Raw genomic sequence first — 11,529 nt, 5'->3', positions numbered from 1 at the left:
GAGCACCATGCTCTGGCGGGAATCAAGAGTCTAGGGAGGGCGCCCTCCCTACCCACCTGACACTCCTCGTACTCCTGCCGGATCGGGCTGGATCGAGGCAGCGCGTACGCGCCTGCGATGGCAAGGCCCTATGGTGATCGCCATGCAGCCCACCGACGGTGCCACTGCCTCCGCCAACCCCAGCTGGATCATGGCGGACATGGGTGCCCTGATCCACCAGTGCGATGCCAAGCTGGCCGAGCACGACGCCCAGCTCGACCGACTGATGTCGGGAATCGCCGCGCTGGAATCCCAGTGGGAAGCAGTTCGCTCCGAGCGCGAACAGGTCGTGGTCACCCGCGAGCGGGCGGTACACGTCCAAGAGGCGCTCCTCGCGGCGGCGCATGCCGGAGCCGCTCTTCGAAACGGGCATCTCGATGCAGACGCCAGCTTCAAGGTCGCGCCTGATTCCGACGAACGGGATGACACCGTCAGCGGCACGGATAAGTCCGCAGGCCCGACGGAGACGGCGGCCGCCGGGCCAGCCGAAGAGAGCGGCCACCAAGCACCGGCCGATGCGCCGACGGCGGCTGACGCTTCGAAGCTCGGCCCGCGCGGCATGCAGGTCCTGCAGATCATCAACAGCGTCCCCGGCCATCAGTGGACTCCGAAGCTGCTCGCGGTGCATCTGGAGGGCCAGGAGGCCGAGGCTGACGAGAAGGCGCACAACCGCGCTCGGGCCCTCTTGGATGATCTAGCCAAGAAGGCGTTCCTGGTGAAGAAGCACCGGGATAACAGCCGACGCTGCTACTTCGTAGCGGCCACAGCAACGGAGGCGGCTTAGAAGAGCCCCCAAGGCGACCGCCTCCCGCGCTGCCAGCAAGGTTCCGAGGCCGACGCAGCACGCGCGGGGGCGGTCTGAACGACTCTGGGCCGCACCCCAACGCTACCGGGTCATTCCCGGACGATGGGGCGTTCGGCCTGCTTTTCCCCCGATCGGGAGGTCGACCCCCATGCGACAGACACATCATCAGACTTTCCCAGGCCGTCCGCCCTGGCCGTCAACTATCCCTCCCCGCTGCGCCGGTGCGAGGGAATGGGCTGGTGACGGGCACCGTCATCACCCGTTGGCCATTCGGTATGACGCGGCCAGAGCATCTCATCCAGCGCCACCTCGAGGCTCGCGAGCGTAAACATGTCCGGCCACACGGTTCCGGCGAGGATGTTGGAGATGACCTGCCGGTTGACGCCGGAGGCTTCGGCCAGCGCATTGGCTGAGAAGCTTCGTCGCTCCATCGCCTCTGATAGAGCCCGGGCGACGGCCTGCCCCACCTGCGCCTGCCGGACGCTGTCCATCACCGCGTACGGCCAGTCACCGGACACGGCATACTCGCGCGGCTTCTTTCCACGTCTCGTTCCTCCGGGCATGCGACCAGTGTGACGGACGGGATGCCGACTTGCGCACCCCGCCCAACCATGGGTTGCTACCAGAGTAGCAACCCGATGGCTGGTCACACCTCTGTCCCGGTCCGCCTGAAAGGTGTGGTGTCAACAGTGTCAACTCAACAGACGGGAACGCCGCCGGTCACCGGCCGCGCCAAGCTAGGGCCTGAGGAGCGGCTGATGCCGTCGCCCAAACTGCGGGCAGATCAGCAACTGCTGGTCATCGTGGCCGCCTGCTCGGCAGTCGACCCGGTCGGAGCGGTGGAACTGGCAAAGACGACAGGGCTCTCCGCCAAGAACTGCGGGCTGGTCCCGGTGTTCGCCATGAACACCGGTCTGCTCGCCAAGGGGCACAGGCGGGCGACCTATCTGCCCAGCGACAAGGGCCGGTACGTCGCCCGGGCCTTCGCGCGCGGCGAATCCGAGGGGCTTGAGGCCCTGCGGACCAAGTGGAAGGGGCAGTGGTTCGCACGGACTGCCAGAGAGCGCTGCCGCTACGGCCCCGTCTCCCGCGAGGGTCTGGTGGCCAAGCTCCTGGCGGCCGCACGCGCCGAGCACGAGCGCATCAAACAGGCCCACGTCCTGCTCGACCTAATGGTCGCGGTCGGCCTGCTCACAGTGGAGCAGGCCGGCGAACTGCACTGGTTCGAAGGCACCTGCCACACGGGCACCCCGCCCACAACCACCCAGGACACCGACGCTCCGGACGAAGGAGCACCACCGGCCGGCGGGCATGACGAGCCCGGTCTCTGGGAGGAACCGCCCGACCTGGTGGACAGCGGGCCCAGTGACCCTGGACAGGCAGACAGCCCAAGCGGGCAGGACGGTCCCGAACAGCCTCAAGCCGAGGTACCCCGCCCTCGCACCGAGACGCCCGGAGGCCGGGCCCCCGGGGGAACAGGCCCTGAACAGGATCTTCTGTCTCTGCTGCTGCCGCCCGTCCTGCTGGCGGACCTGACCCGCTTGACCCCGACGGAGGTCCTGGAACTCCACAGTCACCTGAAGGCCGTCACGGCCCTCACTGCCAAGCTCCGGGGCCACCGCGTCGCCTAGAGACCCCGGGCACAGAAAACAGTCCGGCAGCGCCTGATTCCTTGGCCGGGACGGCGCTGCCGGACTTCCTCCTCCACCCGACAACCAGCGCGGCAACGCTGCGCAGGAAGGGGGCTTCGGCATGCCCTCACACAAGGCGAGGCACTCCCACCGTAGCGCGACGGTTCCCCTGCACACCCGCATTTGCGCCCGCCCCCGCCCCCTTCGGGGGGTGATCCGGCATGCCTAGGACAACCATCCGCCAGGCCCTGCTGCAAGTCAGCCGCCGCTGGCTTCAGCAGGCCGCCGACGGTGACATGGCCATCGAGACCGTCGACCTCTACATCCAGATCAGCGAGCGGTTCGGCCTCTTCGCCGACGCCCACGGAATCCACCGGATGGATGACGTCACCGGACAGCTGACCGAACGCTTTATCGGCGCTCCCGGCCGGGACCGCCGCGACAACATCACCCTCGACCCGAAAACCAGCACCCGCCGCCAGCGTCGGTCCGCCCTCGCCTCCTTCTTCGCACACGCCCGGGCCCTCGGCATGACCCAGGCCGCACCTCTGCTCGACTCCTCTCCCATCCCGCGTCCGCCCCGCAGCACCGGCGCCGAACTGACCGATGCGGAGATCGAGACCCTCCAGTTCCACTCCGAGCGCGGCATGCCCGCGACCCGCCACTCCGCCCTACTGGCCCTGCTTCTGTCTGGACTCACCAGCGCCGAGACCGCCCAGGCCACCACCTGCGACCTGGACCTCACTCATGCCGCCGTCACCACCGCGGGCGCCACCCACACCCAGTCCAGGACCTGTCCGCTCAGCCCCTGGGCCGTCCATGTGCTTCGCCTGCGCGCCGACTACCTGGGCGAGCACCGGCCCAGACAGCACCGCCTTGTCACCAGCGACACCTCCACCCGGTACACGGCCCAGGCCAGCGTCGGCGCTGGCTTCAACGAGATCGCTCGCCGCTCCGGCCTTGCGACCACCGCCCGGAAGGTGGAACCGCGCGACATCACCCGCTACGTCGCCCGCCAACTCCTCCTGGAAACAGGCCAGGTCTCCGAAGTCGCCCGTCGGCTCGGCCTGTCCTCCCTCGACAGCGCAGCAGCCCTTGCCGGGCTGGCCTGGAGCACCTGCGAGGACACCCAGTGATCTCCCGCAAGGCCGCCCTTCCACGTCCCACGGACACCTCCGGCGGCAAGAAACGCGCCCGCAAAGCCGCCAAGAAGCCCCCGCCGTACGTGTACGGTCCGATCCCCGACGACACCTTCGGCGCAGCGAGCGCCCCACCACTCCCCAAGGGCCCGCAAGCTCCGCACCTGATCCCCACCGTCCGCTTCGCCCACCTGATCAACAACCCGGACGTATACAGTGCGGCCGCCACCCTGCCAGGCTCCAGCCCTGTCGGCCGGCGCCCCCACCACCCGCCCGTCGTCTATCTGATCTTCCTCTGCTCGATCTCCATCTTCGGCTCCGCTCGCTCCACCGCCAGCCACTTTCAGCACGAGGACTGGTGGGAGCCCGTCCGCGCGGCGATCCGCACCCACATGGGCGACGAGGCTGCCGACGCCCTGAAGCCCGCCGGCCCCACCCGAAGCAACTGGAACCACTACTTCCGACGGCACCTCAAGCCCGCCCACGACAAGATCCGCGACATCAGCAGCAAGCTATGGATCGAGCAGGCCCTGGCTCACGGCATGCTCAGCGAAACCGGCAAGAGGACCAGCCGCGTCCGCCCCGAACGCCAACAGGTCATCCACGGTGACGCCACCGTCGCAAAGCCTCAGTCCGGGCACTCCGCACACAAAACAGTCGACAAGAAAACCGGCGAGGTACGCCACCACCGCGTGCACGAAGACGCCGGCGTCACCGTCGAGGGAGGCGGCAACCTCGTCTACGGCAACAAGTTCCTCTCCACCGCCGTACGCCTGGCCGACACCGCCCACAGCCGCGTGATCCTCGCCCTGGAATCAGTCCGCCACAGGTCACCGGAAGACGACCCCCAACGCGAGTCAGAAGGCATCGCCCTGGTCGAGATGGTCAAGCGCATCATCGCCCGCGCCCCCGGCACCAAGGCCGTCACGTACGACGCCGCCCTGCGCGGCAAACACCGTGCCCCCCTGATCTCCCAAGGCCTCCTCGTGTTCACCCCACAGCACGACGGACTCACACCGCAGTCGCTCCTGCGCCACAAGGAAGGCCCCTGCGCCCACGACCTCTACGTCGCAGAGGCCAGGGTGTGCGAGCGCCGCATCACCGTCGATGGAAAGACGACGCACTACACGCCCCTCCCCGTCGAGGAACTCGAACACCGCGAGGGAAAGAGCAGCACCCGCTTCTACCACCGGATCACCATCAACTGCCCCGTCAAGACGCACACCCTCCACATCAGATGCGACGAGACCGACGAAGACCGGCAGATCGATCCGAAGACGAAGAAGCAGCGCTTCAACCGCACCGAACACCTCCGGCAGGTACCTCCCGACACCCCGGCCGGCCGCCGCTTGAAGGGCTTCCGCCAGGACAGCGAGTCCATCCACTCCCGCTTCGACCAGAGCTACCCCCACAAGCGAGTCCCGGCATACGGCGCCCGCGGAGCCCTGCTGATCTACCTCGGATACGCCTGGCTGAACAACTCCATCACCCGAGCACTCAACGCGATCTTCTCCTGACGCCCCCACTAGGCCACCACTCCAGGCCGCCACTCCCAGCACCCTCCGCAGGATCCCCCGCCTGGCGCATCCCCAGTGCGCCGAGCGCGCCACCCGCTACACTGGCGTCGGCGAGCAGACCCTCACCGGTCGATCACCAGCCTGTCCAAAACATGTCAAGAACTGGCCGCGTGCGCGTCCTCGTTTTAGACACGTTTGTCGACAGATCCCCGCCTTCGTAGCTCAGGGGATAGAGCACCGCTCTCCTAAAGCGGGTGTCGCAGGTTCGAATCCTGCCGGGGGCACAACGCATTACCGCTCTGACCTGGGGTTTATCCCCCAGGGAGGGGTCCTATTCGGCCTCGGACTTCTCGTCCGGGGCCGTTTGCGTGAGCGGTGCGTGAGCGGACGGGGTGCCAGGCCCCGATATTTCTCCGGACGGATCAGCACCGTCCGGCACGTTCGCCTCCGCCGCCTCGGCCTCGCCCTGGGCTTCCGGAGCGTCGTTCTTGGAGGCGGCGCGGGCGCGCGGTACGAGCCGGGCTGCGGCCTCGGCGATCGCCAGGTCTGCCTCCGGGAGCAGGCTCGTGTACGTGTCGGCCGTGATGGTGATCGAGGAGTGGCCGAGCATCTCCTGGATGTCCTTCAGGTCGGCCCCGGCCGCGTGGGCGAGGGTCGCAGCACCGTGGCGGAGGTCGTGGAGCCGGACCGGTGGGAGGCCGATCTCCTCGTACAGCTCGACGAACCGCCGTGTGACGTTGGCGGGGTGGAGCATCTCGCCGTTCTCCTTGGTGAAGACGCGTCCGGTCTCCACCCAGGCGCTCTCCCACTCCTTGCGGTCCTTGTCCTGCTGGGCGCGGTGCCGCTTGAGAGCTTGGACCGTGTCGGAGTCGAGCGCGATGGTGCGGGCGCCGGCGTCAGTCTTGGGGTCGTCCTCGTACACCTCCCAGCCGTCCACGACGAGTTGCTTGGCGACGGTGGTGAGACCGGCGTCCAGGTGGGTGTCGGTCCACTTCTGGCCGCATGCCTCACCGCGTCGCAGCCCGCGGAAGGCGATCAGGTGGAACAGCGCGTACAGGCGGTCCTCCGCGACGTGGTCGAGGAAGAGGCCGGTGTGCTCCGGCGTCCAGACCATCACGGGTGAGGGCTTCTCGCCGGTGCGCTTCCAGTGGAGGATGCGCTCGTCCGTCCACACCAGCGCCTTGGGCCGCTTGCCCGCCTCCAGCTCGACGTGGGCCGCCGGGTTGAAGGTGATGAGCTGCTGGGCGATCGCGGCGTTCAGCGCGGCCCGTAGGGTGGAGCGGACACGCTGGCGGGTAGCCGGGCCCACGATGCGGCGGTAGGTCTCCATCTCCTCGATGGCTGCCTTCATCACCTTGCGGCGGGCGCGGTGGGCGCGCCCTTTCCAGGGGATCTGGGCGAGGTCTTTGAACGCCTTGCGCCGTGCGGCGTTGCCTTCGGCGATCTCGACGTTGGCCTCAGCGATGGCCTCGAACATCTCCGACAGGTGGGTGACCCGGAGCCGGTCGAGCCGGTAATGCCCGATCCTCGGTTTGAGGTGCACCCGGATATTGCTCTCATCGCGGCTGATGGCACTCTGCCTGCCCTTCTTGCCGGCCAGCCATATGTCCAGCCACTCGCCGACCGTGAGGCGGCTGGTCAGGTCCAGGCCGTGGCTGAGGCGCCTGCGGGTCGCCTCGATATCCGGCAGTGGCGCCTTCTCGTCGGCCACCTTCTCCAGCAACTCGGCGATCTGGGCCAGGCTCTCGGCGTCGTCGGCCTCGGCGAGGCCGAGAAGCGCGCGGACATGGTCGAGGTCCGCCTGGGCGGCCTTGAGGGACTCGTAGCCGGCGCGGCTGAAGGAGCGGCGGGTGCCGTCCTCGCGGGGTGGCAGCTCCTGGCGTATGGAGTATGAGCCGTGCTTGCGGCTGGAGAGCTTGGGGCAGTTCTTGCCGAGCGGCTTGCCGGTCTTGGGGTCACGGCAGTAGCAGCGGCGGTGGGTGGAACCCTTCAAAGATCATTCTCCTCGGCGGTGCTGTCGACGTCGGCGAGTTCGGGTGGCAGGTAGGGGAGCAGGCCGCGGTCGCGGCGGATGAAGGAGCGAGCTACGCGGAGGCGTTGCTTGGCCTTGTCGATGCGCTCCAGGCAGGTGGCCTGGTCTCGCAGGGCCTCCGCCCGTTCTGTGGCACTGGTTGCGTGCTCGACGGCGTATTGCGCGTAGCTTTCGCTGGCCATCGCGGCGTGGGCTTCGCCGAGGGCCTCGATGTGCTCGCGCTGGTAGCGGAGCATGTCGCGATCGGCCAGGGAGCCGCTGTCCTGAGCGGTGAACCAGCACATGGCCTCCCACGGAGCGGTGCGGTGCTCGTACGGGAGCCGCTGGACCTCGGCGATGTAACCGATCGGGTAGATGAGGCAGATCGGATTCGTGCGCAACGCCCTGGCCAGGACCATGACGTCGACCAAGGGCAGGTTGGCGCGGCGGCCGGATTCCATATTGGCGATGACGTTGCGGGGGATCGGGTGGCCGATCTCCTCGCACCGGTCGGCGAGGTCCTGGGCGCTCATGCGCAACTCCTTCCTTCGGCGTCGGACCTCAGCGGCCACGGTGGCCATGACGTGGTCGGCCCACTCGGGGACGTCGTCCTCGTCCTCGTCGTCGAATCCAGCATCGGAATCGTGTTGTGTCATTAGGACACATTAGCTTCGCCATCCTGGATTTAGTGGCCTGGAGCCGGGCGTGATCGTCACGTTCGCCGAGGGCTCAGTCGTGGATGGAGTGCGTATGCACGAGACCGAACCCGCCGAGCAGGCGAAGGGCATGAGCAGGGAGGAGCTGCTGGGACTGCCGGTGTCCGTTGACCTGGAGACTGGCAATCGCGCCTTGGGGCTGGGGCGGAGCAAGGGGTACGAGCTGGCCAAGCGTGGCCAGTACCCGTGCAAGGTGCTGCGGCTCGGCAACGCCTACAGGGTCGTGACGGCGGATCTGCTGGAACTGCTCGGCCTGGCCGCGTGAGAGGGCGGGTCCGTAGCAGACGGTTCTGCGCTGAGCTGACACAGAAACGCTGGACTGTGCCAGGGGGTGGACGTACTGTCCGTGTTCCCTCAGGGAGCGCCCCGGGTGTTCAGTCACGGAACAGCCCGGATGTCCCCCCACGGGACAAAGCGAGCCCCCGGCGCGGCAACGCCGGAGGCTCAGCACACTCCCGCCGCCCGTATCCACTGAACGACCCGCGTGCGCTGGGCCGGTATGCCCGGTGCCGCAGTATGAGGAGCTGCCCTGTGCAACATCCCGGAGCCGAGTCCCATTCCGCCTCCGACAAGCCTTCCTGGCCGCCGGTCGCCATCCCCGGCCAGCCCGGTGACCACCCCGCCGAACCCGCGACCCCCGACAACGACGGCACGCCAGAGGCCACTTCGGCGGCTCAGTCTGCCAAGGAGGAGGTGCCACATTCCGAGCCGACCGTCGCCTCGGCGCTGCTGGATGATCTGCGGGCGCAGATAGCGAAGTTCGTGATCCTGCCCTCGCCCGAGGCGCTGGACGCCGTCACGCTATGGGTGGCGGCGACGCATCTGCAGCCTGCCTGGCAGCACGCGCCGCGCCTGGCGGTGGTGGGGCCGGCGAAGCGGTGCGGCAAGTCGCGGCTGCTGGACGTGCTGACCGAGACGGTGCGCAACCGCCTGATCACGGTCAACGCCAGCCCGGCGGCGATCTTCCGCTCGATCACCGACGAGGACCCGCCCACGCTCTTGGTCGACGAGGCCGACACCCTCTTCGGCACCGCCAAGGCGGCGGAGAAGAACGAGGATCTGCGCGGCCTGCTCAACGCCGGCCATCAGCGCAACCGGCCCACGCTGCGGGTGTCCGGGCCCGAGCACAAGCCGCAGGCGTTCCCCACCTTCGCCATGGCGGCGCTCGCCGGGATCGGCGACCTGCCCGACACGATCATGGACCGGTCCGTGGTCATCCGGATGCGCCGCCGGGCACCGGGCGAGAAGGTGGCGGCCTTCCGCACCGGCCGGGACACCCCCGCACTGCACGCCGTCCGGAACCGGCTCACCGCCTGGCTCACACCACTGCACGCGCGGGCGATGGACATGGAACCGGTCATGCCGGTCGAGGACCGTGCGGCGGACACGTGGGAACCGCTGGTGATCGTGGCCGACCTCGCCGGAGGCGAATGGCCCACGCTCGCCCGCGCCGCCTGCCGCGCGATGACCGACTACGAAGCGGGGCATGACGAGGAGGGCGGTCTGCGCACCCGCATCCTCATCGACATCCGCCGGGCCTTCACCGCTGTCGGCGATCCGGCAGTGCTGCGGACGAGCAGCCTGCTGGAGTACCTCAACGGGGACAAGGAGGCGCCGTGGGCCGAGTACGGCGCCAATGGGCTGACCCCGCGCGGCCTGCAGGTGCTGCTGAAGGACTACGGCATCGGCTCGGCCAACCGCCGCTTCCCCGACGGCGTCCAGGCCAAGGGCTTCGCGCGCAACCAGTTCCTCGACGCCTGGGCGCGCTACTGCCCCGAGCCGAAGCCTCCGGCCGGGCCCGCCCAGCCTATGACGGCCCCCGGCACCGCAGCCTGACCCGACTCCACTCGTCACACTCGTCCCCGCGCAGGTCAGCGCGGGGACGAGTGAGCGGCCCGCAACGAGTCGTCTCGGCATCACCACTTCTCTCGTACCTGCCCTGACCAGGCGCGCAACGAGTGGTACGAGTCACCGCACCTCACGGCGGCCACGCCGCACCCCCTGCCGCGTGGCCGTCGACCGATCCCACCTGGAGTGCCCCCGCTTGACCTCCCGCACCACCGTCACCAAGCCCTCCGACATACCGGGCGGCAAAGCGATTCGCTTCGGCATCGTCGTGCTCGCCGCGGTGGCCTTCGTTCTCTCCTATGACGCCCTGCGTCAGATGGCCGTCGCCACCCACATCCGCGGGTTGCTCACCTACGCCTTCCCGCTCGTGATCGACGGCTTCATTGGCATCGGTATTGGCGCCCAGCTCGTGCTGCGCAGCGCCCCACCGCGCTCACGGCGGTACGTAGGGACACTCGTCGGTCTGGCCACTGGGGTGAGCATCTGGGCCAACGCCCTGCACGCCATCCGCCTCAACCAGCAGACCCGCCCAGGCGGCGGCCTTCGGCTTGGCGACCTCACCGTCGGCGCGCTCTCCGCCCTCGCCCCGCTCGCCCTGGCCGGCGCCGTCCACCTCTACCTGGTCATCCGCCGCCACGCCCAGGAGGCCAGCACCCCCAAACGCCCTGAAGTCCCTGGCCCCAGCGATAGCGGCGACGGCATCCGGCCCGCGATTCCTGCCGAAAGCCAGCCCGACCTGCCGTCCGGTACCGCCCCCGAACCCCAGCCGGATTCCGGCCATGACATTCCTGCACAGGCCGCACCAACTCCCCGGCGTACCGGTCGGCCGCCGAATGCCTCGCATGAAGAGCTGCTGGCCATGGCACGCCCGGTGGTCGAGCGCACGGGCGAAGTCGACCGTGACGCGATTGCGGAGGAGATCCGGGACGTACAGGGGCGCAAGGTCGCCAACCAACGCCTACAGAAGGTGATCGACGTCCTCACGAAGGAGCACGAAGCGGCGTCGGCCTCGTCCATACCTTCCGCCTGACGTCCCCGCAGCCCGGGCTTGCTGGAAGTCCGGAACTACTTCCGGACTTCCGGTAGCCCGCTGATCCCTGCTGCTGCCTGCACGGCAACCACAACACCCCGCCGAGCCACCTCCAAGGCCCCAAGACGGTACGCGCCGACACAGTCCACCCAGCCTGATCCCCCACGCACCACGGAGACCCGTCCTATGCACGACCCGCACTACGAACTGCCGACCGCCCAGCAGGAGATGACCGCGCCCTCTAACAGCGCAGCAAGTTGTCGGGTAAGGAGTCCTTACCCGGCCCCGGCCCCAGGGGAGGCGGAGGCATCCGGCGCCGAGGCGGCACCGGAGTCGGCCGGCCCTGGGGAGCCGACCGAGGCAGGGGTCACCAAGCCGTCGTCGAACCCACCACACCAGTCCGCGCCGCGCCGTCGACTGCGTGACAAGCAGCTGCGCGAGCACCGCGTCCACCCCCGCTACAGCGACAGCGAGTTCGACCTCGTCCGACAAGCCGCCGCCTTGAGCGGCATGGCACTCGGCGGCTACGTCGCCGAATGCTCACTCGCCGCCGCCCGCGCAGACGACCCCACCGCTGCCGTCGCCGACTACCGCACCATGGTAAAGACGCTGATGGCCGCCAACGGACAGCTCGGCAAGATCGGCAGCAACGTCAACCAGCTCACCCACCACCTCAACAAAGACGGCGCCTGGCCCCACCACGACACCGTCCAACAACTCCTGGACCGCGTCGAGGCAGCGGTGGCCGAAGTGGACGCCGCCATCGACCAAGTGACCGAGGGGCGATGAGTCG

General features: G+C 68.7%; 11 protein-coding genes and 1 tRNA gene. 9 read left to right on the top strand and 3 right to left on the bottom strand.

The features are described from left to right. Positions 1 to 142 precede the first annotated feature (142 nt). Entirely contained in the window at positions 143 to 823 is a 681-nt protein-coding gene (locus tag AB5L52_RS25620; RefSeq protein ID WP_369366440.1) for a hypothetical protein, read from the top strand. Positions 824 to 1,044: 221 nt separating this feature from the next. Here AB5L52_RS25620 and AB5L52_RS25615 read toward each other — a convergent pair whose 3' ends face one another. Beyond that, positions 1,045 to 1,407, bottom strand: coding sequence for a helix-turn-helix domain-containing protein (locus AB5L52_RS25615; RefSeq protein ID WP_369366438.1), 363 nt, complete (start codon positions 1,405 to 1,407; stop codon positions 1,045 to 1,047). A 195-nt stretch (positions 1,408 to 1,602) separates the two neighbouring features. Between AB5L52_RS25615 and AB5L52_RS25610 the strand changes: the two genes are divergently transcribed. The 4 genes from AB5L52_RS25610 (at position 1,603) to AB5L52_RS25595 (ending at position 5,415) form a co-directional block, all read left to right on the top strand. Continuing rightward, a complete protein-coding gene (locus tag AB5L52_RS25610) occupies positions 1,603 to 2,475 on the top strand; it encodes a hypothetical protein (RefSeq protein ID WP_351564448.1) in 873 nt (290 codons plus the stop codon). A gap of 221 nt (positions 2,476 to 2,696) precedes the next feature. After that, entirely contained in the window at positions 2,697 to 3,611 is a 915-nt protein-coding gene (locus AB5L52_RS25605; protein ID WP_351564450.1) for a site-specific integrase, read from the top strand. After that, complete coding sequence (locus AB5L52_RS25600; protein WP_369366436.1) at positions 3,608 to 5,131, top strand: hypothetical protein; 1,524 nt, start codon at positions 3,608 to 3,610, stop codon at positions 5,129 to 5,131. Before AB5L52_RS25605 ends, AB5L52_RS25600 begins: the two co-directional genes overlap by 4 nt. A gap of 211 nt (positions 5,132 to 5,342) precedes the next feature. After that, positions 5,343 to 5,415, top strand: a tRNA-Arg gene (locus AB5L52_RS25595). A 47-nt stretch (positions 5,416 to 5,462) separates the two neighbouring features. Here the strand turns inward: AB5L52_RS25595 and xerC are convergent. Both xerC and AB5L52_RS25585 read right to left on the bottom strand, forming a co-directional pair. After that, positions 5,463 to 7,124 carry a site-specific integrase gene (gene xerC, locus AB5L52_RS25590; RefSeq protein WP_351564454.1) on the bottom strand — a complete coding sequence of 554 codons (1,662 nt, stop codon included), beginning with the start codon at positions 7,122 to 7,124 and terminating at the stop codon, positions 5,463 to 5,465. Beyond that, entirely contained in the window at positions 7,121 to 7,798 is a 678-nt protein-coding gene (locus AB5L52_RS25585; RefSeq protein WP_351564456.1) for a helix-turn-helix transcriptional regulator, read from the bottom strand. Before AB5L52_RS25585 ends, xerC begins: the two co-directional genes overlap by 4 nt. Positions 7,799 to 7,892: 94 nt before the next feature. Between AB5L52_RS25585 and AB5L52_RS25580 the strand changes: the two genes are divergently transcribed. The 4 genes from AB5L52_RS25580 to mobC all read left to right on the top strand — a co-directional run bounded on the left by AB5L52_RS25580 (position 7,893) and on the right by mobC (position 11,525). Next, positions 7,893 to 8,123, top strand: a complete 231-nt coding sequence (locus AB5L52_RS25580; RefSeq protein WP_351564458.1) for a hypothetical protein — start codon at positions 7,893 to 7,895, stop codon at positions 8,121 to 8,123. A 266-nt stretch (positions 8,124 to 8,389) separates the two neighbouring features. Beyond that, positions 8,390 to 9,694: a DUF3631 domain-containing protein gene (locus tag AB5L52_RS25575; RefSeq protein ID WP_351564460.1), complete on the top strand. Its 1,305-nt coding sequence runs from the start codon at positions 8,390 to 8,392 to the stop codon at positions 9,692 to 9,694. Between the two features lie 208 nt (positions 9,695 to 9,902). Further along, positions 9,903 to 10,736 (top strand): DUF2637 domain-containing protein, encoded by an 834-nt coding sequence (locus AB5L52_RS25570; RefSeq protein ID WP_351564462.1) that lies wholly within the window; start codon positions 9,903 to 9,905, stop codon positions 10,734 to 10,736. 186 nt (positions 10,737 to 10,922) lie between these two features. Then, positions 10,923 to 11,525, top strand: coding sequence for a plasmid mobilization relaxosome protein MobC (gene mobC, locus AB5L52_RS25565; RefSeq protein WP_351564464.1), 603 nt, complete (start codon positions 10,923 to 10,925; stop codon positions 11,523 to 11,525). Positions 11,526 to 11,529 lie beyond the last annotated feature (4 nt).

The sequence above is a fragment of the Streptomyces sp. CG4 genome (assembly GCF_041080655.1).
Classification (GTDB): domain Bacteria; phylum Actinomycetota; class Actinomycetes; order Streptomycetales; family Streptomycetaceae; genus Streptomyces.
The sequence above is the reverse complement of the archived record's forward strand: the minus strand, read 5'-3'. Positions and strand labels throughout refer to the sequence as shown.

Bases quoted from the DNA above. Each gene is read 5' to 3' on its own strand.
- AB5L52_RS25620 (WP_369366440.1), top strand. From the start codon at position 143: ATGCAGCCCACCGACGGTGCCACTGCCTCCGCCAACCCCAGCTGGATC.
- mobC (WP_351564464.1), top strand. From the start codon at position 10,923: ATGCACGACCCGCACTACGAACTGCCGACCGCCCAGCAGGAGATGACC.
- AB5L52_RS25585 (WP_351564456.1), bottom strand. From the start codon at position 7,798: ATGACACAACACGATTCCGATGCTGGATTCGACGACGAGGACGAGGAC.
- AB5L52_RS25610 (WP_351564448.1), top strand. From the start codon at position 1,603: ATGCCGTCGCCCAAACTGCGGGCAGATCAGCAACTGCTGGTCATCGTG.
- AB5L52_RS25615 (WP_369366438.1), bottom strand. From the start codon at position 1,407: ATGCCCGGAGGAACGAGACGTGGAAAGAAGCCGCGCGAGTATGCCGTG.
- AB5L52_RS25605 (WP_351564450.1), top strand. From the start codon at position 2,697: ATGCCTAGGACAACCATCCGCCAGGCCCTGCTGCAAGTCAGCCGCCGC.
- AB5L52_RS25580 (WP_351564458.1), top strand. From the start codon at position 7,893: ATGCACGAGACCGAACCCGCCGAGCAGGCGAAGGGCATGAGCAGGGAG.